This window comes from Gammaproteobacteria bacterium (genome assembly GCA_017999615.1).
Lineage (GTDB): Bacteria > Pseudomonadota > Gammaproteobacteria > JAABTG01 > JAABTG01 > JAGNLM01.
In genome coordinates, this window is the sequence record JAGNLM010000001.1 from 21,370 (window position 1) to 43,373 (window position 22,004).

At 71.5% G+C, this 22,004-nt stretch carries 20 protein-coding genes; 17 read left to right on the forward strand and 3 right to left on the reverse strand.

The window, feature by feature from the left end:
- Window positions 1–93: 93 nt before the first annotated feature.
- Genes KA217_00100 through KA217_00110 form a run of 3 tightly spaced genes read left to right on the forward strand, consistent with a single transcriptional unit; the run spans window position 94 to window position 6,277 of the window.
- A complete protein-coding gene (locus KA217_00100; GenBank protein MBP7710857.1) occupies window positions 94–1,824 on the forward strand; it encodes an outer membrane protein assembly factor in 1,731 nt (576 codons plus the stop codon).
- The gene (locus KA217_00105; GenBank protein ID MBP7710858.1) at window positions 1,821–4,658 is read left to right on the forward strand and encodes a translocation/assembly module TamB domain-containing protein; all 2,838 of its coding nucleotides are present in this window, start codon (window positions 1,821–1,823) and stop codon (window positions 4,656–4,658) included. The genes KA217_00100 and KA217_00105 overlap by 4 nt, the downstream gene beginning before the upstream one ends.
- 50 nt (window positions 4,659–4,708) lie before the next feature.
- Window positions 4,709–6,277, forward strand: coding sequence for a sensor domain-containing diguanylate cyclase (locus KA217_00110; GenBank protein MBP7710859.1), 1,569 nt, complete (start codon window positions 4,709–4,711; stop codon window positions 6,275–6,277).
- Here the strand turns inward: KA217_00110 and lpdA are convergent.
- Both lpdA and KA217_00120 read right to left on the reverse strand, forming a co-directional pair.
- Window positions 6,246–7,712, reverse strand: a complete 1,467-nt coding sequence (lpdA, locus tag KA217_00115; protein MBP7710860.1) for a dihydrolipoyl dehydrogenase — start codon at window positions 7,710–7,712, stop codon at window positions 6,246–6,248. The two genes, KA217_00110 and lpdA, sit on opposite strands and share 32 nt — an antisense overlap.
- A 210-nt stretch (window positions 7,713–7,922) precedes the next feature.
- Entirely contained in the window at window positions 7,923–8,261 is a 339-nt protein-coding gene (locus KA217_00120; protein ID MBP7710861.1) for a sulfur globule protein CV1, read from the reverse strand.
- A 241-nt stretch (window positions 8,262–8,502) separates the two neighbouring features.
- Between KA217_00120 and pyrC the strand changes: the two genes are divergently transcribed.
- The 3 genes from pyrC to lipA are packed head-to-tail and all read left to right on the forward strand — an operon-like array spanning window position 8,503 to window position 11,128.
- Window positions 8,503–9,549: a dihydroorotase gene (pyrC, locus tag KA217_00125; protein MBP7710862.1), complete on the forward strand. Its 1,047-nt coding sequence runs from the start codon at window positions 8,503–8,505 to the stop codon at window positions 9,547–9,549.
- Window positions 9,546–10,187: a ribonuclease T gene (gene rnt, locus KA217_00130; protein ID MBP7710863.1), complete on the forward strand. Its 642-nt coding sequence runs from the start codon at window positions 9,546–9,548 to the stop codon at window positions 10,185–10,187. Before pyrC ends, rnt begins: the two co-directional genes overlap by 4 nt.
- Complete coding sequence (gene lipA, locus KA217_00135) at window positions 10,184–11,128, forward strand: lipoyl synthase (GenBank protein MBP7710864.1); 945 nt, start codon at window positions 10,184–10,186, stop codon at window positions 11,126–11,128. Before rnt ends, lipA begins: the two co-directional genes overlap by 4 nt.
- Here the strand turns inward: lipA and KA217_00140 are convergent.
- Window positions 11,125–12,504 carry an exodeoxyribonuclease VII large subunit gene (locus KA217_00140; protein MBP7710865.1) on the reverse strand — a complete coding sequence of 460 codons (1,380 nt, stop codon included), beginning with the start codon at window positions 12,502–12,504 and terminating at the stop codon, window positions 11,125–11,127. The genes lipA and KA217_00140 overlap by 4 nt on opposite strands.
- Before the next feature lie 132 nt (window positions 12,505–12,636).
- Between KA217_00140 and guaB the strand changes: the two genes are divergently transcribed.
- From guaB to thpR, 11 genes are all read left to right on the forward strand, one after another.
- A complete protein-coding gene (gene guaB / locus KA217_00145; GenBank protein ID MBP7710866.1) occupies window positions 12,637–14,103 on the forward strand; it encodes an IMP dehydrogenase in 1,467 nt (488 codons plus the stop codon).
- A 1-nt stretch (window position 14,104) separates the two neighbouring features.
- Window positions 14,105–15,676 carry a glutamine-hydrolyzing GMP synthase gene (gene guaA, locus KA217_00150; GenBank protein MBP7710867.1) on the forward strand — a complete coding sequence of 524 codons (1,572 nt, stop codon included), beginning with the start codon at window positions 14,105–14,107 and terminating at the stop codon, window positions 15,674–15,676.
- Window positions 15,677–16,082: 406 nt separating this feature from the next.
- The gene (locus tag KA217_00155; protein MBP7710868.1) at window positions 16,083–16,361 is read left to right on the forward strand and encodes a type II toxin-antitoxin system RelE/ParE family toxin; all 279 of its coding nucleotides are present in this window, start codon (window positions 16,083–16,085) and stop codon (window positions 16,359–16,361) included.
- Window positions 16,362–16,372: 11 nt separating this feature from the next.
- Window positions 16,373–16,678: a HigA family addiction module antidote protein gene (locus tag KA217_00160; GenBank protein ID MBP7710869.1), complete on the forward strand. Its 306-nt coding sequence runs from the start codon at window positions 16,373–16,375 to the stop codon at window positions 16,676–16,678.
- A 433-nt stretch (window positions 16,679–17,111) separates the two neighbouring features.
- The gene (locus KA217_00165; GenBank protein ID MBP7710870.1) at window positions 17,112–18,125 is read left to right on the forward strand and encodes a hypothetical protein; all 1,014 of its coding nucleotides are present in this window, start codon (window positions 17,112–17,114) and stop codon (window positions 18,123–18,125) included.
- The gene (locus KA217_00170; GenBank protein ID MBP7710871.1) at window positions 18,119–18,895 is read left to right on the forward strand and encodes a hypothetical protein; all 777 of its coding nucleotides are present in this window, start codon (window positions 18,119–18,121) and stop codon (window positions 18,893–18,895) included. Before KA217_00165 ends, KA217_00170 begins: the two co-directional genes overlap by 7 nt.
- 268 nt (window positions 18,896–19,163) lie before the next feature.
- The gene (locus KA217_00175; protein MBP7710872.1) at window positions 19,164–19,442 is read left to right on the forward strand and encodes a type II toxin-antitoxin system RelE/ParE family toxin; all 279 of its coding nucleotides are present in this window, start codon (window positions 19,164–19,166) and stop codon (window positions 19,440–19,442) included.
- Window positions 19,443–19,454: 12 nt separating this feature from the next.
- Entirely contained in the window at window positions 19,455–19,763 is a 309-nt protein-coding gene (locus KA217_00180) for a HigA family addiction module antidote protein (GenBank protein MBP7710873.1), read from the forward strand.
- A 345-nt stretch (window positions 19,764–20,108) separates the two neighbouring features.
- The gene (gene tadA, locus KA217_00185; GenBank protein MBP7710874.1) at window positions 20,109–20,687 is read left to right on the forward strand and encodes a tRNA adenosine(34) deaminase TadA; all 579 of its coding nucleotides are present in this window, start codon (window positions 20,109–20,111) and stop codon (window positions 20,685–20,687) included.
- 103 nt (window positions 20,688–20,790) lie between these two features.
- The gene (locus KA217_00190) at window positions 20,791–21,273 is read left to right on the forward strand and encodes a CinA family protein (protein ID MBP7710875.1); all 483 of its coding nucleotides are present in this window, start codon (window positions 20,791–20,793) and stop codon (window positions 21,271–21,273) included.
- Window positions 21,274–21,837: an RNA 2',3'-cyclic phosphodiesterase gene (gene thpR, locus KA217_00195; GenBank protein MBP7710876.1), complete on the forward strand. Its 564-nt coding sequence runs from the start codon at window positions 21,274–21,276 to the stop codon at window positions 21,835–21,837.
- The last annotated feature ends 167 nt before the right edge of the window (window positions 21,838–22,004 follow it).

Consider the following 22,004-nt stretch of genomic DNA (forward strand, 5'->3'; position numbering starts at 1 on the left):
CCTCAGCGGCGCACGCGTCGGTCCGCGCCTCGATTCGTTAAGTGTAGCGGGTAAGACGCGCATGCAAGGGGCCCCGGAGTCTAGAATCGCAGCATGCGCCGCGCCGGCCGTCTCGTCTGCCTGCTGTTCGGGCTCTGGGTCGCGAGTGCCGGAGCCCTGACGCTCGACGTGCAGGTCGAGGGCCTGGAGGGGCGGGAGCTCGCCGCCGTCCTCGCCGCGCTCGATCTCGAGCAGGAAAAGGCGACCCCCGACCTCCTCGCGAGCCGGGTCCGCCGTCTCTACGAGCGCGCGGCCGACCAGGTCCTCGCCGCGCTCGAGCCCTTCGGACGGTACCGGGCGCGGGTGAGCGGCGAGCTCGACGAGGGGGGCGAGACCTGGGTCGCGCGCTTCCTGGTCGAGCCCGGCGAGCCGGTGCGCATCGAATCGCTCTCCGTGCGGGTGACCGGCGACGGCGCGGACGACCCCGCCCTGCGGCGCGTCCTCGCAGACCTGCCCCTGCGCCAGGGTGAGCCCCTGGAGCACGGGGTGTACGAGTCGGCCAAGCGCTCCCTGCAGCAGGAGGCGGCCGACCAGGGTTACCTGCGTGCCGAGTGGACCCGCCACACGGTCGAGGTGGACCTCGACCGCTACGCCGCCACGGTCGCGCTCGAGCTCGACACGGGCCCGCGCCACCGGTTCGGTGCGGTCTCCTTCGAGCAGGACATCCTGAACCCCGCGTTCCTCTCCCGCTACGTCCCGTTCTCGCCCGGAGACCCGTACTCCCGCGCCCAGGTGCTGGAGATGCAGACCGGGCTCGCGGACAGCGAGTACTTCTCCGGCGTCGACGTGACGCCGCGCATCGGCGAGGCGCGGGAAGGGGAGGTGCCGTTGGATGTCCGCCTGACGCCGCGCCCCCGCCAGCGCTACCGGGCCGGGCTCGGCTACGGCACCGACACGGGGCCCCGGGTGCGGGCCGGGTGGGAGAACCGGCGAGTCAACCAGTCGGGCCACCGGGCGGGGGTCGAAGGCCAGGCCTCGGAGCGCATCAACGACCTGAAGGCCTACTACCTGGTCCCGCTCGCGCGACCTGCCACCGAGGCCCTGCGCTTCGAGGTCCGGGGCGAGGACGAGGACACGGTCAGTTTCCGCACTCGGGTGGCGAGCGTCGCCGTGGGCCGCAGCGTGGTGCGCAAGGACTGGCGCGAGACGATCCGGCTCAACTACGAGTACGAGGACTACGAGGTGGGGCGGGAGTCGGGCGTCACCGAGCGGCTGATGCCGGAGGCCCAGTGGGTCAGCATCGACGCCGACGAGGAGGTGCGGCCCCGCGCCGGCCGGCGCCTCGGCCTGGATCTGCGGGGCGCGGTCGCCGGGGCCTTCTCGGACAGCACCTTCCTGCGGGCCCGGGGCCAGGCGAAGTTCGTGCAGGGGGTCGGTGAGGACGGCCGGCTGCTGGCCCGGGCGGACGGGGGCCTCACCCTCGCCTCGTCCCTCGAAGACCTGCCGGTCTCGCTGCGCTTCTTCGCCGGCGGGGACCAGAGCGTGCGCGGGTACGCGTTCGACGAGATCGGGCCCCGCAACGCCGGGGGCAAGGTCGCCGGGGGGCGCTACCTCCTGGTGGGGAGCCTGGAGTACGAGCACCGCGTGGCGGGCAACTGGAGCCTGGCGGCCTTCTACGACGCGGGCAACGCCTTCGAGCCCCACGAGCTCCACCCGAAGCAGGGCACGGGCCTCGGGCTGCGCTGGCTCTCGCCGGTGGGACCCGTGCGCCTCGACGTGGCCTCGGCCATCGACGAGCCGGGCAACCCCCTGCGCGTGCACGTGGTGATCGGGCCGGACCTGTGATCCAGGCCCTGCTCGGTCTCCTGCTGCTCCTCGCCTCGGCGGCCGGGGGCCTCACCCTCGCCACGGAGGCCGGGGCGCGCTGGCTCGTCCCAAGGCTCCTCGCAGACGTGCCGGGGCTCTCGGTGCGGGCGGTCTCCGGGCGCCTCCTCGGCGGGATCGAGCTCGAGGAGGTGCGCCTGGAGCACCACGAGGTGAGTGCCCGGGCGGACCGCATCGCCGTGCGCTGGCAGCCGTCCGCGCTCCTGCGGGGGGTGGTCCTGCTGCGCGAGGTCGCCGTCTCCGGCCTCGAGGTCCGCAAGCACGACACCCCGCCGCCCGAGCGCCTCCCGGACCTGCGCCCGCCCCTGCCGGTCGTCCTCGAGCGCCTGCACGTGGACGGATTCCGGCTGGCCTTCGGGGAGCGGGAGCCCACCGTCTTCGAGCGGGGGGAGGCGACGGGGGTCGAGCTGGCCGGCGCGCTGACGGTCGGCACCCTCGCCCTGCACACCCCGACCCTCGCGGTCGAGCTCTCGGGGCAGCTCCAGCCCTTCGGCGACTATCGCATCGACGCGGTCGGCCCCTGGCGCTGGGACGCGCCCCGGCAGGGTCCCCTGAGCGGGGAGCTCCGGCTCGGGGGCGGGATCCGGGCCTTCCACGCGACGCTCGGCGTACGCGGCTGGCTCGACGCTGACGTGGTCGCCCGCCTCGGCGACCTGCTGTCGGGCATCGACCTGGACCTGGCCGCCGAGGTGCAGCGTCTCGACCTGGCGGCCCTCGCCCCCGGGCTGCCCGCCGTCGGCCTCGCGGGACGGCTGGAGGCGGGCGGGAAGGTCGGGGACCCCGTGGACCTGCGCTGGTCGCTCGACACCCAAGACCTGGCCCGGGCCCTGCCCGGGGCTGCGGCCTCCCTCGCCGCGCGGGTCGACCGGGTCCGGATCGAGGGCTCCGGGCGCACGACCGGGCACCGGATCACTGCCGACGCGAGCGGCCCCGGGGGGCGGGTCCACGCCGTGCTCCAGGGGGCGTTGCGCGAGGGGCCGGGCTGGCGGGGCACGCTCGAGTCGGGGGAGGTCCAGGGCGAAGGCTGGGGGGACTGGCGGCTCGAGCGCCCGGCGGCCCTCGAGGTGGGGCGAGGCCGCCTGCACCTCGCGACCCTCTGCTGGCGGGAGAAACGGCTCGGCCGGCTCTGCGGCGAGCTCGCGCGGGAGCCCTCGAAGGGTTGGTCGGGGCGGGTCGAGGGCAGCGACCTAGCGCTCACCCCCCTGCGGCCCTGGCTGCCGGAGGGCCTCGATCTCCAGGGGTCGGCCCGGCTGCGGGCCGAGGGGAGCCTTTCGGAGAAGGGGGCCGCCACGGGCGAGGCCCGGCTGACCCTCGCCCCCGGGAAGATCGGCTTCCGGGCGGGCGGCCAGGCCCGCCAGGTCGCCTACGCCGAGACCTCGCTGCAGGCCCGTCTCGAGGGGAACGCGCTTGCCCTGCGCTTGGACCTCCCCCTGCCCGAGGTGGGCTCGGCCCGGGGCCAGGCCACCCTGAGCGGCTGGCAGCCGGACCGGCCGCTCGCCCCCTCGACGCCCCTGCAGGGGACCGTCTCCGTCTCGCTCCGGCGCCTGGACCTGCTCGAGACCCTGGTCCGGGAGCTCGAGGACCTGCGGGGCGAGGTGACGGCCGATTTCACCCTCGCCGGCACGCTCGGCCGGCCCCAGGTGCGCGGCCAGGCGGAGGTGCGCCAGGGCAGCCTCGAGGTGCCCCGCCTCGGCGTGCGCTTCACCGGTCTCACGCTCTCCCTCCAGAGCCCCGAGCCGGGTGTTCTCGCCTACGAGGCGCGGGCCCTTTCCGGAGACCGACCCCTCACCGTGACCGGGCGCACCGCCCTCGACCTCGCCCAGGGCTGGCCCACGACGCTCCGGGTGCGGGGCGAGGACGTGCCCGCGGTCAATGTCCCCGAGGCCCGGGTGCGCCTGTCCCCGGACCTCAGCGTGGAGGTTCGCGGCCGGCGCGCCACCCTCGGGGGCACGGTGCGGGTGGCCTCGGCCGAGCTCAAGCCGCGGGGCCTGCCCCAGGGGGCCGACGCCGCCTCGGCGGACGTGGTGGTCATGCGCCGGGGGGCACCCGCGCCCCGGGTCTCCCCCTGGGAGGTGACCGCGGACGTGGCGCTCGCCCTCGGCCAGCGGGTCGTCATCGACGGGTTCGGGGTGAAGGGCCGGCTCGAGGGCAACCTGCGCCTGCAGGCTGCCCCCGGCCGGCTGCTGCTCGCCCAGGGGGAGGTGAGCCTGGTGGAGGGCGTCTACCGGGCCCACGGCCAGGACCTGAAGGTCGAGCGCGGCCGCGCGCTCTACGCGAACAGTCCCCTCGACGACCCGGGGCTCGACGTGAAGGCCATCCGCGAGGTGCCGGACGGGCACGTGGGGGTGCGGATCATCGGCACCCTGAAATCACCCGACGCGAGCCTGTTCTCGGACCCCCTGCTGGGCCCGGCGGACGCGTTCGCCTACCTGCTTCTCGGGCGGCGGTCCCGCCAGATCGACGACCGCACCCAGCAGTCGATGGCGGCGGCCGCCGCGGCGATGGGGCTCTCGGAGCAGGTGGGCCTGACCGGCACCCTGCGCTCCACCCTCGGCATCGAGTCGCTGGGGATGGAGACCACGGAGCGGCGCACCGCCCCCGGCGTCACCGCCGAAGAGACCGCGGTGGTCATCGCCCGGCACCTCTCGCCCGCCCTCTACGTGCGCTACCTGGTGGGGCTGTTCGATGCCCGGGACGTGGTCCAGGTGCGCTACGACATCAACCGCCACCTGCAGATCCAGTCGGAGACGGGAGCGCGCACCGGCGCTGATCTATTCTTCACCATCGAGCGGTGACGAACGGCGCGGACCGATAACGAAAACGAGCCCGGGAGGGACGAGACCCTATGCGCGACGTCGTGGTCCTCGGACTCCTGTCGTTCCTCGTACTGGGTCTCGCGGGCGCGTGGCTGCTCGGGCGCGCCCGCCTGCGGCGCGAGACCCGGGCGCGGGTCGCGAGCGAGGCGGAGCTGCGCCGCCAGGCCGCGGAGCGCAGCGGTGAGCAGAGGCTGTGGGTGAGCAGCCTGAAGCAGGCGATGCTGAACCGCATCCTGCGCCTCGCCTTCGAGCCGGTTTCCCTGCAGCAGCAGCTCGAGCGCACCCTGCGCGAGGCGCTCTCGATCCCCTGGCTCCCCCTCGGCGGCGGCGGGGTCATCGCGCTCTCCAGCGTTGGCCACGCGAGCGGACCCCTGACCGTCAGCCAGGACGCCTGCGAGGCGTTCCAGAAGGCGGTCCTCGAGCTGCTCGACTCGGGCGCGCTCACCACCTCCCTCGGGCTCGGCACGGAGGGCGCCCGCATCGCCTGCGCGGCCTGTGACCACGGGCACTCGCCCTTCCTCCCGTACTGCTGCGTGCCCATCCGCTCGGGCAACCGCCTGCTGGGGCTGCTGGCGGTGAGCCTCGCGGCGGACTGCGACCACCTGCCCGACCTGGGGCCGGAGCAGGAATTCCTGCTCTCCATTGCCAGCACCCTCGCCACCATCGTCGAGCGCAAGGAGGCGGAGGAGAAGCTCCGCCTGCTCGCCAGCGTCTTCGACAGCGCGGCCGAGGGCATCGTGGTCACCGACGCCCGCAACCGCATCCTCGCGGTGAACCCGGCGTTCTGCGGGATCACGGGCTACGGGTCCGAGGAGGTGCTGGGACAGACCCCGCGGTTCCTGCGCTCCGAGCGCCACGACGAGGAGTTCTACCGCCGGATCTGGACGGCGCTCGCGAGCGAGAACCACTGGCAGGGCGAGATCTGGAATCGGCGCAAGAGCGGCGAGGTCTACCCGGAGTGGCTCTCCATCACCGTCATCCGGGACGAGGCGGGCGCGCCCGTCTACCACATCGGCGTCTTCAGCGACGTCAGCATGCTCAAGCGCTCCGAGGCCCGCTTCGAGTATCTCGCCCACCACGACGCCCTCACCGGCCTGCCGAACCGGCTGCTCTTCAGCGCCCGGCTCGAGCAGGCCATGCACCGCGCCAACCGGGAGCGGCGCAGCGTCGGGCTGCTGTTCGTCGACCTGGACCGCTTCAAGGAGGTCAACGACCTCCACGGCCACCTGGTGGGCGACCAGCTGCTGCAGGGGGTGGCGGAGCGGCTGACCGCGAGCGTGCGCGAGCAGGACACCGTGGCGCGGCTCGCGGGCGACGAGTTCGTGGTGATCCTGGAGGGGATCACCGGGCCGGGCGACGCCGAGCGGGTGGCCCGCAAGGTGCTCGAGGCCCTCGCGGTTCCGCTGCGGGTGGGCACCCGGGAGTTACCCGCGGGGGCCAGCGTGGGCGTCGCGATCTACCCGGCGGATGCCCGGGACCCTGCCTCGCTGCTGCGGCGCGCCGACGAGGCGATGTACGCGGCGAAACAGCGGGCGCGGGGCACCTACGCCCTCGCGGGCGCCCCGGCTAGCGCCGGCGTGCAGGCAGCAGGTCCGTGATGGTCCCCTCGGCCATCTCCGCCGCGAGGGCAACGGTCTCGGAGAGGGTCGGGTGGGCGTGGACCGTGCGGGCGAGGTCCCCCGCGCGCGCCCCCATGCGCAGGGCCAGCGTCGTCTCGGCGATCAGGTCGCCCGCGTGGGGCCCCACGATCCCGGCCCCCAGGAGCCGCCCCGTGGCGCGCTCGAAGAGGAGCCGGGTCAGGCCCTCCTCGCGGCCCATGCCGAGCGCCCGCCCGCTCGCCGCCCAGGGGAAGGCGGCGCGGTCCACCTCGATGCCGCGGGCCTCGGCCTCGGCCTCCGAGAGCCCCACCCAGGCCACTTCCGGATCGGTGTAGGCGACGCCCGGGATGTCCCGGGCCTCGAGGGTCACCGGCTGGCCCGCGATCACCTCGGCCGCCAGCTTGCCCTCGTGGGTCGCCTTGTGGGCCAGCATGGGCTGGCCCACCACGTCGCCGATGGCGAAGATGTGGGCGACGTTGGTGCGCTGCTCCCGGTCCACCGGGACGAAGCCCTTCGGGTCCACGAAGACCCCGGCGCTCTGCGCCCCGATCCGCGCCCCCGCGGGGCGCCGGCCGACGGCCACCAGGACCCGGTCGAAGACGGTGGGCGGCGGCGCCTTGGGTCCCTCGAAGGTGACCGCGAGCCCCGCGTCCTCTGCCTGCACGCCCACCACCCGGGTCCCCACGTGGATCCCCGCCAGGCGCTTCGCGAGCCGGCGCTGCAGGGGGCGGACGAGGTCGCCGTCCCAGCCCGGCAGCAGCTGGCCCGTCAGCTCCACCACCGTCACCCGGCTGCCGAGGGCCGCGTACAGAGTCGCCATCTCCAGGCCAATCACCCCGCCGCCCACCACCAGCAGGCTGCCCGGCACGTCGGGGAGGGCGAGCGCCCCCGTGGAGTCGATGATCCGGGGGTCCCCGTCGGGGAAACCGGAGAGGCGCACGGGCTCGGACCCGACCGCAATCACCGCGTGCTCGAAGGTGACCGTGCGCGGCCCCTCGGGGCCGTCGACCCGCAGCTCGTGGGCGGACTGGAAGCGGCCCTCCCCACACAGCACCCGGACCTTACGCTGGCGGGCGAGCTGCGCGAGGCCCCCCGTCAGCTTGCCCACCACCTCGTTCTTCCACGCCCGGAGCCTCTCCAGGTCCACCCGGGGCGGGCCGAAGGTGATGCCGAGGGCCTCCGCCTCGCGGGCCGCGGTGAGGACCTCGGCGGCGTGCAGCAGCGCCTTCGAGGGGATGCAGCCCTCGTTCAGGCAGACCCCGCCGAGGGTCTCCCCGCGCTCCACCAGCGTGACCTGCCGACCCAGGTCCGCCGCGCGGAAGGCCGCGGTGTAACCGCCCGGCCCCCCGCCCAGCACCAGGACCTGCGTGCGCAGGTCGGCGCCCTCGGCCGCGCCGGCCCCTGTCGTTGCCTGCAGCTTTGCCTCGTCGGCCATCTCCAGGACTCCTCACCCGCAGTGGCACCAGGTGTGCAGCGGGTGTGCGGCGGGGGATTATATCGGCATCGCCTCCGCGCGCGGCTCACGAAAAAAAAGGCGTGCACGTTAGCCCGTGCACGCCCGTAGCGCAGGAGGAGGGGTAAAGCGGGTGGGTAAAAGAAGAGGGGCACCTCGCGGTGCCCCTCTTCACCGCACCGTCAGTACTTCTTACTTGCTCGGCGCCGCAGCGGGGGCAGCCGGGGCGACCGGCGCAACCGGCGCTACAACCGCCGGGGGCACCGCGCCGTAGGGCACGCCGTAGCCGTAGGGGGCGCCGTAGCCGTAGGGGGCGCCGTAACCACCGGCGTACGGATAGCCGTACCCGTTGCCACGGCCCCAGCCGCGCGACGAGAAGTTGGCGTCGACGTCGCCGAACATGTCACCCATCCCGTTCCAGGGGCCACCGCCGTAGCCGCTGTTGCCCCAGGGACCCCACCAGGCCTGCGCGGAGGTGGCAGACGCGGCGACGATGGCGACAGCAGCAAGAGTCTTTGCAATGGTCTTCATTTGTTCAGTTCTCCAGATTGCCCTTGTGAATCTTTTCCGGTTTTTCGCGAGGCCCCTATGGCGCCCCGGTGAGCATCAGTATATTAGCGCCTTCGAATATTCCAAATAGAATGTTTTTATCGATGCGATAAATATAACTTATTTAAAGTCACTTCCAACTCCAATTTCAACTCCGGCTCCAACGCCCGTACCATCGCCCGTACCATCGCGCATTCCCCCTGTCGCCCCCCGAGGACCCACCGTGACCGCAGCGACTCCGACCCTGAGCCTCACCCGTCCCGACGACTGGCACCTGCACCTGCGCGACGGGCCGACGCTCGCCGCAGTCGCGCCGGACACGGCCCGGCGCTTCGGCCGGGCGATCGTCATGCCGAACCTGCTGCCCCCGGTCACCACCACGGCGCAGGCGCTGGCCTATCGGGAACGGGTGCTCGCGGCCGTGCCCGCGGGGCTCTCGTTCGAGCCGCTGATGGCGCTCTACCTGACGGACGAGACGACGCCCGCCGAGATCCTGCGGGCGCGGGCGAGCGGGGCGGTCGCCGCGGTGAAGCTCTACCCCGCGGGGGCGACGACGCACTCCGACGCGGGCGTCACCGACCTCACCCGGACCCACGGGGCGCTGGCCGCCATGGCCGAGACGGGCCTCCCGCTCCTCATCCACGGCGAGGTCACGGACCCGCAGGTGGACATCTTCGACCGCGAGCGGGTGTTCCTCGAGCGCAGCCTCTTCCCGCTCATCGAGCGCTTCCCCGGGCTCAAGGTGGTGCTCGAGCACGTGAGCACGCGCGAGGGCGTCGCGCGGGTGCGGGGCGGCCCCGAGCGGCTCGCCGCGACCATCACCCCTCACCACCTCCTGCTCTCGCGCAACGCCATGTTCGCGGGGGGGCTGCGGCCCCACCACTTCTGTCTGCCGGTGGCCAAGCGCGAGGAGGACCGGCTGGCCCTCGTGGAGGCCGCGACCAGCGGGCACCCGCGCTTCTTCCTCGGCACGGACAGCGCGCCGCACCCGCGCCGGCGCAAGGAATCCGGCAGCGCCCCGGGGGGGATCTACACCGCCCACGCCGCGATCGAGCTCTACGCCGAGGTCTTCGAGCAGGCCGGCGCGCTCGAGCGCCTCGAGGCCTTCGCGAGCTTCCACGGCCCGGACTTCTACGGCCTGCCCCGCAACCGCGACCGCGTCACCCTGGTGCGCGAGCCCTGGACGGTCCCGGCCACCCTCGCGATGGGCGAGGAGGAGCTGGTGCCCTTCCGGGCGGGGGAGGGCGTGGCGTGGAGGCTCGCCGGGTGAGCCCGGTCGTCCCTGCCGAGGGCGCCCCGTTGTCGGGGCGGTTCCGGGGGTACCTGCCGGTGGTGGTCGACGTGGAAACGGGTGGGTTCGACGCGGAGCGCCACGCGCTCCTCGAGATCGCGGCGGTCACGCTGCGCCGGGACCGGGACGGGCAGCTGGTGCGCGAGGAGACCCACCACGCCCACGTGGAGCCCTTCCCCGGCGCGGTGCTGGACCCGGACGCCCTGAAGTTCAACGGGATCGACCCTCACCACCCGTTCCGCTTCGCCCTGCCTGAGAAGGACGCGCTGGAGCACGTCTTCAAGCCCGTGCGCCGGGCGCTCAAGCGGAACGGGTGCACCCGGGCCGTGCTGGTGGGGCACAACCCCTCCTTCGACCTGGGGTTCGTGAACGCGGCGGCGCGCCGCAGCGGAGCGAAGCGCAATCCCTTCCACCCCTTCACCGCCTTCGACACCGCCACCCTCGCCGGACTCGCGTTCGGTCAGACCGTCCTCGCCCGGGCGGTCCAGGTCGCCGGCTTCCCCTGGAACGAGGCCGAGGCCCACTCCGCCCTCTACGACGCGGAGCGCACCGCCGACCTCTTCTGCGCCATCGTCAATCTCTGGGACCGCGTCTACGGTCCCATCGGCGGGTCATGAGTCGGGTGGATGCCCCGCGCGAGAAGGGCGCCGACAAGGTCGCCCGCATCCCGGTGCGCGTCGAAGCGGTGCCGGGGGCGCCCGCGCGCAAGCCGGCCTGGATCCGGGTGAAGGCCCCCTCCGGCCCCGAGGTCCGGCGGGTGCGCGCGCTCCTGCGCCGGCAGCGGCTGCACACGGTCTGCGAGGAGGCCGCCTGCCCCAACCTCGGGGAGTGCTTCTCCCTCGGCACCGCCACCTTCCTGGTGATGGGTGACGTCTGCACCCGGCGCTGCCCGTTCTGCGACGTGGCCCACGGCCGCCCCGAGCCCCTCGACCCCGAGGAGCCGGCCCACCTCGCGGAGACCGTGGCGCTGCTGGGGCTTCGCCACGCGGTCGTCACCTCGGTCGACCGCGACGACCTGCGCGACGGGGGCGCCGCGCACTTCGCCGCCTGCATCCGCGCCATCCGCACGGCTTCGCCGGGGACCCGGGTCGAGGTGCTGGTCCCGGACTTCCGCGGGCGCCTCGAGCTCGCGCTGGAGACCCTCGCCGAGGCCCCGCCCGACGTCTTCAACCACAACCTCGAGACCGTCCCGCGCCTCTACCGCGCGGTGCGTCCCGGCGCCGACTACGGGCACTCGCTCGAGCTGCTCCGCCGCTTCGGCGCCGCGCACCCCGCCGTGCCCACCAAGTCCGGGCTGATGCTGGGGCTCGGGGAGACGCGGGCCGAGGTCGACGCGGTCCTGCAGGACCTGCGCGCGCGAGGGGTCACGCTCCTCACCCTCGGCCAGTACCTCCAGCCGACCCGCCACCACCTCCCGGTGACCCGCTACCTGGAGCCGGCGGAGTTCGCGGAGCTCGGCGAGCTCGCCCGCGGCCTGGGATTCCGCAACGCGGCGAGCGGCCCGCTGGTCCGCTCCTCCTACCACGCCGAGGAGCAGGCCGGGGGGCGGCGCCCCTAACCGCCCTCCACCCGGCTCAGCACCTCGCCCTCGGCGAGGCGCGTGCGCAGGCGATCGCCGGGCCCGACCTGGGAGGCCGCCGTCACGAGCCGGCCGTCCTCCTCGCGGGTGACGATGGCGTAGCCCCGGCGCAGGGTCGCCATCGGCCCCACCGCGTCCAGGGCGCGCCCCGCGGCGCCGAGGCGCGCCTGCTCGCGCTCCAGCTGGTGGGCGACGGCGAGGTCCAGGCGCCGGGCCAGGTGCTGCTCGCGGGTGCGCAGGGTGACCAGCCGCTCGCGGGGGCTCTGGCGTTCGAGCCGCGCGGCGAGTCGGGCCAGGCGCGCCCCCCGCTGGTCGAGGGCGCCCCGGGTGGCGGCGAGCAGGCGCAGCGCCAGCCCGTCGGCACGCTGGGCCGCCTCGCGCAGCAGCCGCCGGGGGTCGGGGAGCCGGCGGGCGAGCCACTCGAGGCGCTCGCGCTCCCGCCCCAGCCGCCGCCCCACGGCCCCGGAGAGCCGCCCGGCCAGCCGGTCCAGGCGGTGGCGCCACTCCTCGCGGTCCGGGCTCACCGTCTCGGCGGCCGCCGAAGGGGTCGGCGCGCGCACGTCGGCCACGAAGTCCACGATCGTCACGTCGACCTCGTGCCCCACGCCCGTCACCACCGGGATGGGGCAGGCCGCGACCGCGCGGGCCACGATCTCCTCGTTGAAGGGCTGCAGGTCCTCGAGCGAGCCGCCGCCCCGGGCCAGGATCAGCACGTCGCACTCGGCCCGCTCGCCCGCGAGGCGCATTGCCTCGGCGATGGCCGGCGCCGCGTCCGGCCCCTGCACCGGCACCGGGTAGACGAGCACGGGGAGCGAGGGAAAGCGCCGGCCGAGGACGTGGAGGATGTCGTGGATGGCCGCGCCCGTCGGCGAGGTCACCACCCCGACCCGGCGCGGGAAGGCGGGGAGCGCCCGCTTGCGGGCCGGATCGAAGAGCCCCTCGGCGAGGAGCTTCTGCTGCAGGAGCTCGAAGGCCCGACGGAGATCCCCCGCCCCGTAGTCCTCGAGGAACTCGACGAGCAGCTGGAAGTCCCCGCGCGCCGTGTACAGGCTCGGGTGCGCCCGCACCAGCACCTTCTGCCCGTCGCGGGGCAGCGTGCGCAGCAGCCGGTTCGCGTTCTTGAACAGGACGCAGCGGATCTGGCTCGAGGCGTCCTTCAGCGTGAAGTAGAGGTGGCCCGAGGGCGGGCGCGCCAGGTTCGAGACCTCCCCCTCGACCCAGAGGTAGGGAAAGGTGAGCTCCAGCAGGTCCCGCGCCTCCTGGTTGAGCCGGGTGACCGTGTAGACGTCCCGGGCGTCGGCCGTGGGGCCGGGCCCTGCGCCTTCGGTGCTCGCGGACTTCGGTCGAGGTGCCATGGGAGGCTTTTACCGCAAAGGCGCGCAGGCGCAAAGGTGGGCCGCGCGGTTTACCGCCCCCCGGCCAAACCCTATACTCGCCGGCTTATCTCGACCCCCTCCCGAGTCCCGACTCTCCGAGGTGTCCATCCCATGCGGCTCGCCAAGGAAGCCCTCACCTTCGACGACGTTCTCCTGGTCCCGGCCCACTCGACCGTCCTCCCGAGCGAGACGAGCCTGCAGACCCGCCTCACCCGGGGCATCGCGCTGAACGTCCCCCTGCTCGCGGCGGCGATGGACACCGTCACCGAGGGCCGCCTGGCGATCACCATGGCGCAGGAGGGCGGTCTCGGCATCATCCACAAGAACATGACCGCCGAGGAGCAGGCCCGCCAGGTGCGGCAGGTCAAGCGCTTCGAGAGCGGCGTCATCAAGGACCCGATCACGGTCACCCCGGACACGAGCGTGCGCCAGGTGATGGAGATCACCCGTGCCCACAACATCTCGGGCGTGCCGGTGGTGGACAGCGACAACCTGGTCGGCATCGTGACCAGCCGCGACCTGCGCTTCGAGACCCGCTACGACCAGCCGGTCAGCGCCGTCATGACCCCGAAGGAGCGCCTGGTGACGGTGCGCGAAGGCGCCGACCGGGAGGAGATCGTGGGCCTGCTGCACAAGCACCGCATCGAAAAGGTGCTGGTGGTGAACGGCGGTTTCCAGCTCCGGGGCCTCATCACCGTGCGTGACATCCAGAAGGCCACCGAATTCCCCTGGGCCTGCAAGGACGCCCTTGGGCGCCTGCGGGTCGGCGCGGCCGTCGGGACCGGTGTGGGCACCGACGAGCGGGTCGCGGCGCTGGTGGAGGCCGAGGTGGACGTCGTGGTCGTCGACACCGCCCACGGCCACTCCCAGAACGTGCTGAACCGGGTGCGCTGGGTGAAGCAGAACTTCCCCCACGTGCAGGTCATCGGCGGCAACATCGCCACCGCAGAGGCCGCGCGCGCGCTCGTCGACGCGGGCGCCGACGCGGTCAAGGTGGGGATCGGGCCGGGGTCCATCTGCACCACGCGCATCGTGGCCGGCGTCGGCGTGCCCCAGGTGACCGCCATCGCCGACGTGGCCGAGGCGCTCTGGGACACCGACGTCCCGCTCATCGCCGACGGGGGCATCCGCTACTCGGGCGACATCGCCAAGGCGATTGCCGCCGGGGCCCACTCGGTGATGATCGGCGGGCTCTTTGCGGGCACCGAGGAATCGCCGGGCGAGGTGGAGCTCTACCAGGGCCGCTCCTACAAGTCCTACCGCGGCATGGGCTCGCTCGGCGCCATGTCCCAGCGCGAGGGCTCGAGCGACCGGTACTTCCAGGACGCTACCGCCGACCGCGAGAAGCTCGTCCCCGAGGGCATCGAGGGCCGCGTCCCCTACAAGGGACCGCTCGCCGCCATCATCCACCAGCTCCTCGGCGGCGTGCGCGCCAGCATGGGCTACACGGGCTGCGCCAGCGTCGAGGAGATGCGCCGCAAGCCCCACTTCGTGCGCCTCACCGCGGCCGGCATGCGCGAGAGTCACGTCCACGACGTGACCATCACCAAGGAAGCCCCGAACTACCGGCTGGACTGAGATGACCGACATCCACGCCGACCGGATCCTGATCCTGGATTTCGGTTCCCAGTACACCCAGCTCATCGCGCGCCGCGTGCGCGAGGCCGGGGTGTACTGCGAGATCCACCCGTACTCCCTCCCCGCCGAGGCCATCCGCGCGTTCCGGCCGCGGGGCATCATCCTCTCCGGCGGCCCCGAGTCGGTCACCGAGTCCCTCGACGTGCGCGCCCCCGGGGTCGTCTTCGAGCTCGGTGTCCCCGTGCTCGGGATCTGCTACGGGATGCAGACCATGGCCGCCCAGCTCGGTGGCTCGGTGGCGGGCTCCGCCCAGCGCGAATACGGCCACACCCGCGTGCGCGCCCGCGGGCACTCGCGGCTCCTGCGCGACATCGAGGATCACGCGAGCCCCGAGGGCTACGGCCTGCTCGACGTGTGGATGAGCCACGGCGACCGCGTCGACGCGCTGCCGCCGGGCTTCCGCACCATCTGCACCAGCGACAACTCGCCCATCGCCGGAATGGCGGACGAGGAGCGCGGCTTCTACGGCCTGCAGTTCCACCCCGAGGTCACCCACACCCGCCAGGGCCAGCGCATCGTCAACCGCTTCGTCCACGAGATCTGCGGCGCCCGCGAGCTCTGGCGCGCCGAGCGCATCATCGAGGACACGGTGCGCCGGGTGCGCGACCAGGTGGGCAGCGACCGCGTCCTGCTGGGCCTCTCCGGCGGGGTCGACTCCTCGGTCGTGGCGGCGCTCCTGCACCGGGCGATCGGTGACCAGCTCACCTGCGTCTTCGTCGACCACGGGCTGCTGCGGCTCGACGAGGGCGACCAGGTCATGCGCACCTTCGGCCAGCACCTCGGCATCCAGGTGATCCGGGTCGACGCCGAGAAACGGTTCCTCGGCGCGCTCGCCGGCGTCTCCGACCCCGAGCAGAAGCGCAAGACCATCGGCGGGCTCTTCATCGAGGTCTTCGACGAGCAGGCGGCCCGGCTCCCCGACGTGCGCTGGCTCGCCCAGGGCACCATCTACCCGGACGTCATCGAGTCGGCGGGCGTCGGGGGCAAGGCCCACGTCATCAAGTCCCACCACAACGTGGGCGGGCTGCCGGAGCGCATGAAGCTGAAGCTGGTGGAGCCGCTGCGCGAGCTCTTCAAGGACGAGGTGCGCAGGCTCGGCGTCGAGCTGGGGCTGCCCTACGACATGGTCTACCGGCACCCCTTCCCGGGGCCCGGGCTCGGCGTGCGCATCCTCGGCGAGGTGAAGAAGGAGTACGCGGACCTCCTGCGCCGCGCGGACGCCATCTTCATCGAGGAGCTGCGCCGCGCCGACCTCTACGACAAGACGAGCCAGGCCTTCGCCGTGTTCCTGCCGGTGCGCTCGGTGGGCGTCATGGGCGACGCCCGCCGCTACGACTACGTCGTCACCCTGCGCGCAGTGGAGACGGTGGACTTCATGACGGCTCGCTGGGCCCACCTCCCGTTCGACTTCCTCGCCCACGTCTCCAACCGCATCATCAACGAGGTGCGGGGCATCTCCCGCGTCGCCTACGACATCTCCAGCAAGCCCCCCGCAACCATCGAGTGGGAGTGAGGGGGACGAAGCGGCGCGTCGGGGCTGTCTCCAGCCTCGTTACGTAGGGCAGCTCGCAAGTCGCGAAATGGGGAAGGAGCGCCGCGCAGGCGACGCGCCTCACGAATTGTTCAGTAGCACATTGATCCTGTCCTCGGGTCTCGTTGGCGATGGGTACGGGGAGGGGCGTTGCGGGTCCTTGGTTGTAGATACGGACTTCCGAGGAAAAGTGTCGGATTGCTGCGCGACGCTTGGGGCTGCGGGATTTCGATACGCTACCGAGGGAGAACCGACACTTCTGCATCCTGCTGGCTCAGCACGCTCAGGGCGACGTTGCCAGCAACTGTGGTCGGGCTACCGTGGTGCGGTCTGTTTCCGCGAACGAGGTTCCGCTTGACGGAACCTTTCTCGCGGACCACAATGCGACATGATTCGCTCGTTCGCGTGCGCCGATACCGAGGCCTTGTTTCTCAGCCGTGCGGTATCCCGCTTCCGGAATATCGAGCGCGTCGCCAGGCGCAAGTTGCTTCAGATCCACGCCGCCACTGAGCTCGCCAGCCTGCGCATCCCGCCGGGCAACCAGCTGGAAGCACTGAAGGCCGACCGCAGGGGCCAGCACAGCATTCGCGTCAACGACCAGTGGCGGATCTGCTTCGTCTGGAAGTCGGACGGAGCTCACAACGTCGAGATCGTGGACTACCACTAGGAGCGCCGAACATGACCAAGCTGCTCGAGGAGATTCATCCGGGCGAGATCCTGCTGGAGGATTTCATGAAGCCCATGGGCATCAGCGCCCGTCAGCTCGCGGCGGACATCGACGTCTCACCGAGTCGGATCAGTGAGTTGGTGAACGGCCAGCGCCCTATCACGGCGGACACCGCGCTTCGGCTCGGGTTGTTCTTCGGCATGGAGCCCAGGTTCTGGCTGAACCTGCAGTCCGAGTACGACATCCGGGTCGCGGATCGGGAGCTGCGAGCCAAGCTTTCGCCAAGGATCCGCGTCTTTCACGCGGCGGCGGGGTGACCATGCCCCGGTTGACGGTAAAAAATCGTTCGAGAAACTGATGTACAAGAAGCACTTAGCTTCGTTGGTGCCGGGTCGAGCCGCATGGTCACGCGCGGGTCAGGGCGAGGCTCGACGGAGCGCTCGCCAGTGCCCCAGGACTCGATAGACCGCGATAGATCTCGAAAGCTGGTCATCGTGGACGCGCCGACTGTTCTCGATAGATGTCGATCGATGGTGGAAGCTGCGCGCGGGGATGCCAGGCTAATTGGCGGTACATCTGACGGTAAAACCAGCGCGGTTCGAGATGTCGTACAAGCGAATCAATGGCTTACAGAAGGCGTTGATGATTGAGTGGGAGTGACTTTTGCCCGGACCGGCTCGGGCCCCTGGCAGGCACTTTAGGTAACAGTGCATTGCACGATAACAGTACGTATGTTATCGTGCGCGCTCTATGTTAGATAAAGCCCCCACCAAGCGTGCTGACGACGCTGCCGTCCACGCGTATCTGCATGAGACCTTGGGAATCGTGCCCAACGTTCGCGCGTGGGCGGGCGCCGGCAAGCTGCCCTATTTCTTGCAGGAAGCGTTCGAGGTCAGGGAACTGACGCTCCTGGATCGCCAGATTCTCCTGGCGATCGATCAGCGGGCCGACCGGGCCGGGCTGGCCAACGTTCGCGGCCAGATGGACAAGCTCCGGCAACTTGCCGGGATGCCGGTGGTCTACGTCACCCGCACCCTCGCGTCCTACGAACGCAAGCGCCTCATCGAGCAGAAGGTGCCGTTTCTGGTACCTGGCAACCAGCTCTATCTGCCGGATCTCGGGATCGACCTGCGCGAGTACTTTCGCAAGCCGACGCTCGCTGCGCGGACCGCGCTCAGCCCGGCGACGCAGGCGATGCTGATCGCCATCCTGCTGCGAAGGCCGTGGCGCGCCGAGTGGCAGCCTGCCGAGGTGGTCGGCGAGTTGGGCTACACCCCGATGACGCTGTCGCGAGCGGTCAAGGAGCTCACGGCCGCCGGCATTGCGGCCCTGCGCAACGAGGGGAGGGTGCGATGGCTCCATACGGAGCGCACCGCCGCGCAGACCTGGGAGCACGCGAGACCGATGCTGCGCAGCCCGGTCAAGCGTCGGGTCTGGATGCTTCCCCCTCCGAAGTCGAGGCCGCGTCCGCTGAGGCTCGCGGGTCTGAGCGCGCTCGCGCGGTTTTCGATGCTCAGTGAACCCCAGTGGCCGACCTACGCCGTCGCACAGGCGGAGTGGAAGGCGGCGACACAGGCCGGCTTCGAGACGCTGCCGGAGCCGCTGCCGGGTGCCTGCGAATGGGAGCTCTGGCACTACAGCCCGGCACTCGTGCGAGACAGCGATGCGGTCGATCCGCTTTCCTTGACACTCAGCCTGCAGGGCAACCCTGACGAGCGTGTTCAACTCGCGCTGGATGAGCTGAAGGGGCGCTTTCCGTGGTGAGGGGACTTGACGTCTTTCGCGAGCACTTGGCCGGCCCCGCGGATCAGTTCGTGCTGATCGGTGGCACGGCCGCGAGTCTGGCAATGGAGGAGGCAGGGCTCGAGTTCCGGGCGACGAAGGACCTGGACATCGTCCTGCACATCGAAGCGCTCAGCCCGTCATTCGGCGAAGTGTTCTGGCGCTTCATCGAGGTGGGCCGCCACGAAATCCGACAGGCCAGCGACACCGGGAAGCCAGTCTTCTATCGATTCCAGAAGCCGGCCGATGAGCGTTTTCCCGCCATGCTCGAACTGTTCTGCCGGGCCCCCGAAGGGATCAGGCTGGCCGAAGGCAGTCACCTCACGCCGATTCCCATCGACGAGGCGGTGGCGAGCTTGTCCGCGATCCTGCTCGACGATGCGTATTACGAGTTCATTCTGGCCGGGCGCAGGGAACTCGACGGCCTGCCGTGGGTAGGCGAGGACAGACTGATTCCGCTCAAGGCCAGCGCCTGGCTGGACCTCGGCGAACTTCAGGCCAAGGGTGAGCCGATCGACACCAAGAACATTCGCAAGCACGCAAACGACGTGCTCCGCCTGTCGCAGCTGCTCGCCCCGGACACGCGAATACCCGTCGTCGAGCGAATCGCGCAGGACTTGAACCGCTTCCTCGACGCGATCGAGGCAGATCGCTCCATCGATCCGAGGTCGCTCAAGATCAACAGCAGCGTCAGCGAGATTGCCGAACGGATCGCGCGGGCCTACGGGTTGAGTCGACCCCGCGAGGCGTGATCGTCAACCGGCGGCTGGGAAGCGGCTACTCCGCCCAGATCGCTTCGCCGAGCCTTTCGGCATTGCTGACGAGCAGCTGGAACTCGGGCGGCTTGTGCTTGGCCGCGTTGGTCGCCAACCGCAGGTCTTGAACGATTTCGTGGCTGCAGTGCGTCCTCGAACGCCCGTTGGGCAGGCTTCCTCGTGAAGCGGCCACCAGCGGGCTGTCGTGACGCGTCGGAAGGCTATCCCTCTTGTCGTATTACGCGTGGCGTAATATCATGCGCTCATGATCCGGAGCTTTCGCTGCAAGGACACGCAGGCCTTGTTCGAAGGCGGACATCCCAGGCGCTTCCGCGCCATCGAGATGGTCGCGACCCGCAAGCTGGGGATGCTCGACGCGGCGAAGGCGCTGGACTTCATGCGTTCGCCGCCAGGCAATCGGCTTGAAGCGCTCAGGGGCGATCGGGCTGGGCAGTGGAGCGTGCGCATCGACGATCAGTGGCGGCTGTGCTTCGTGTGGACCGACTCCGGTCCGGACCACGTCGAGATCGTTGGCTATCACTGAAGGAGTGTGGCCATGGGGCGAGTGGTGAACCGAATGCGCGCCGTGCATCCGGGCGAAGTGTTGCGTGAAGAGTATCTGGCGCCATTGACTATGAGCGTGAACGCCTTGGCCATGGCGCTCGGAGTACCTGCCACGCGCATTCACGAGATCGTGAAGGAGCGCCGTGGCGTCACTGCCGATACGGCCGAGCGGTTGGCGCGCTACTTCGGCGGCGACGCCGCGTCGTGGCTGGCACTGCAGGCCGACTACGACCTGAAGACCTTGGCCACTCGGGACGACATTGTTCGCAAGGTATCGCCGCGCGAGGCCGCGCCTGCATAGCTCGCGACTGTTGTTGGTGAGTTTCCGTGTCCCCCTGCAATTTGACGGTAAAAATGACGGTAAAAGTCTGCGGAGCATCCGCGAGCGCCATACGACTCAATGATCGAGGCGTACGAGAAGTACTACGACTTCGGGCCCGCTGATCCGGTGGAGGCGATCAATTTCCGGATGGAGCAGGAAGGGCTGACGCCGCGCGATCTGGAGCCGTACATCGGGCAGAGCGGCCGCGTGTCTGAGGTGCTGAACCGGAGGCGCCCGTTGAGCCTGCGGATGGTCAAGAGGCTGCACGACGGTTTGAAGATCCCATACGAGAGCCTGATGGCGGGGGTTCAATGGAGCGTCGAAATGATCGTCCTGGGCACCAATGTCGTTTCCGAGGCGCTGGAGCCGGAGCCCGATGCGGCCGTAAGGGCCTCGCTGAACGACACGTCGCCCTGTGAAGCGGCTGGGGACGAGCGCTGGATGCGCCGGGCGCTGGAGCTCGCGGACCGCGCCGCAGCCGAGGGGGAGGTGCCGGTCGGCGCGGTGCTCGTGCGGGACGGGGTCGTGGTGGGGGAGGGGTGGAACCGCCCGCTGGCCGCAAGCGACCCCACGGCCCACGCGGAGATCCTGGCGCTGCGCGAGGCGGGGCAGCGGCTCGCCAACTACCGCCTCCCGGGCACCACCCTCTACGTCACCCTCGAGCCCTGCGCCATGTGCGCCGGCGCGATCATCCACGCCCGCGTCGAGCGGGTGGTGTTCGGCGCCCGCGACCCCAAGGGCGGCGCCGCGGGGAGCGTCTTCGAGCTCCTCGGCACCGACCGCCTGAACCACCGGGTGGCGGTCACGCCCGACGTCCTCCCCGCGGAGTCTGCGGCCCGCCTCCAGGCCTTCTTCCAGGCCCGCCGATCCACCTATCCCAAAGGTGATAATTCGGAAAAATAGGGCCATCAATTAGGCTTATGGACGAGGAGGCCAGGGGCCGGGCGGTCAGGGAGGCCGGCGGCACGGGCCTCGAGCGGGTCGGTCCCTGCGAGGCTCGCAGCCTATGGACGTCGCACGCCGGCTGGCGGCCCGGGTGGGCAGTCAGCTCGAAGACCGCGGTCTGCGCCTCGTGACGGCGGAATCCTGCACGGGCGGCGGAGTCGCACACGTCGTCACCTCCGTCCCCGGGAGCTCCGTCTGGTTCGACCGGGGCTTCGTCACCTATTCCGACGCCTCCAAACGCGAGCTGCTCGGGGTCAGCCCCGACACCCTCGACCGCCACGGCGCGGTGAGCGAGGAGGTGGTCCGGCAGATGGCCGAGGGCGCGCTCGCCCGCAGCGACGCCCGGGTGAGCGTCGCCATCAGCGGCATCGCCGGCCCCGGGGGGGGCACGCCCGCGAAACCGGTCGGCACCGTCTGGCTCGCCTGGGCGCTCGCGGGGCAGGAGACCCGGGCCCGCTGCAGCCACTACGCGGGCGACCGCGAGATGGTGCGCCAGCAGGCGGTGCTCGCCGCCCTCCAGGGGATCCTCGAAGCGGTGGGTTGAGTGCAGGCCGGCGAGTCCGCCCAGCGCCTGTTCTTCGCCCTCTGGCCCGACCCCACGGTGCGCGCCGCCCTGGCCGGCGTCACCGCAGGCCTGAAGCTGCCCCGCGGGCGCCTGACCCCACCCCAGAACCTCCACGTCACCCTGGTCTTCCTGGGCGCGGCCGACGCCGCCCGGCGGGCCTGCGTCGAGGCGGCCGCTGGCGCGATCCAGGCCGAAGGCTTCGCCGTCACCCTCGACCGGACCGGCTGGTGGCGGCGCCCCCAGGTCTTCTGGGCCGGCTCCTCCGTGACCCCGCCACCGCTCCTGGACCTCGTCCGGGCGCTCCAGGCGGGCTGCGAGGCCTGCGGCTTCCCGCGCGAGAACCGCCCCTTCGAGGTCCACGCGACGCTGGCCCGCAAGGTCCCCGCCGAGCCCCCCGCGCTCGACGTGGAGCCCATCCCCTGGCCGGTGGACCACTTCGTGCTGGTCGAGAGCGCGCTCACCCCCGCCGGCAGCGAGTACCGGGTGCTGCGCAGCTGGCCCCTGCGGGGGGGGAACCGCAGAGACGCAGAGACACAGAGATAGATATCAAGATCATTCATCTCTGCGCCTTCGCGCCCCTGCGGTGAATCCCCCCTCTGAAATAGTCCCCCCCGCCACCCCTGTGGGATAATCCCCTTTGCAGCGTGCCGCTCCGGCGGCGAAGCGGGCAGGGAGGCCGACGGGACCGTTCCCCGAGGCCCGAGTCACAG

Excerpts from the sequence above, each read along its gene's own strand:
- KA217_00165 (MBP7710870.1), top strand. The coding sequence starts at position 17,112 with ATGTTAGATAAAGCCCCCACCAAGCGTGCTGACGACGCTGCCGTCCAC.
- KA217_00190 (MBP7710875.1), top strand. The coding sequence starts at position 20,791 with ATGGACGTCGCACGCCGGCTGGCGGCCCGGGTGGGCAGTCAGCTCGAA.
- guaB (MBP7710866.1), top strand. The coding sequence starts at position 12,637 with ATGCGGCTCGCCAAGGAAGCCCTCACCTTCGACGACGTTCTCCTGGTC.
- KA217_00180 (MBP7710873.1), top strand. The coding sequence starts at position 19,455 with ATGGGGCGAGTGGTGAACCGAATGCGCGCCGTGCATCCGGGCGAAGTG.
- KA217_00155 (MBP7710868.1), top strand. The coding sequence starts at position 16,083 with ATGATTCGCTCGTTCGCGTGCGCCGATACCGAGGCCTTGTTTCTCAGC.
- KA217_00160 (MBP7710869.1), top strand. The coding sequence starts at position 16,373 with ATGACCAAGCTGCTCGAGGAGATTCATCCGGGCGAGATCCTGCTGGAG.
- lipA (MBP7710864.1), top strand. The coding sequence starts at position 10,184 with ATGAGTCGGGTGGATGCCCCGCGCGAGAAGGGCGCCGACAAGGTCGCC.
- KA217_00175 (MBP7710872.1), top strand. The coding sequence starts at position 19,164 with ATGATCCGGAGCTTTCGCTGCAAGGACACGCAGGCCTTGTTCGAAGGC.
- lpdA (MBP7710860.1), bottom strand. The coding sequence starts at position 7,712 with ATGGCCGACGAGGCAAAGCTGCAGGCAACGACAGGGGCCGGCGCGGCC.
- KA217_00100 (MBP7710857.1), top strand. The coding sequence starts at position 94 with ATGCGCCGCGCCGGCCGTCTCGTCTGCCTGCTGTTCGGGCTCTGGGTC.
- tadA (MBP7710874.1), top strand. The coding sequence starts at position 20,109 with ATGATCGTCCTGGGCACCAATGTCGTTTCCGAGGCGCTGGAGCCGGAG.
- guaA (MBP7710867.1), top strand. The coding sequence starts at position 14,105 with ATGACCGACATCCACGCCGACCGGATCCTGATCCTGGATTTCGGTTCC.
- KA217_00120 (MBP7710861.1), bottom strand. The coding sequence starts at position 8,261 with ATGAAGACCATTGCAAAGACTCTTGCTGCTGTCGCCATCGTCGCCGCG.
- KA217_00140 (MBP7710865.1), bottom strand. The coding sequence starts at position 12,504 with ATGGCACCTCGACCGAAGTCCGCGAGCACCGAAGGCGCAGGGCCCGGC.
- KA217_00110 (MBP7710859.1), top strand. The coding sequence starts at position 4,709 with ATGCGCGACGTCGTGGTCCTCGGACTCCTGTCGTTCCTCGTACTGGGT.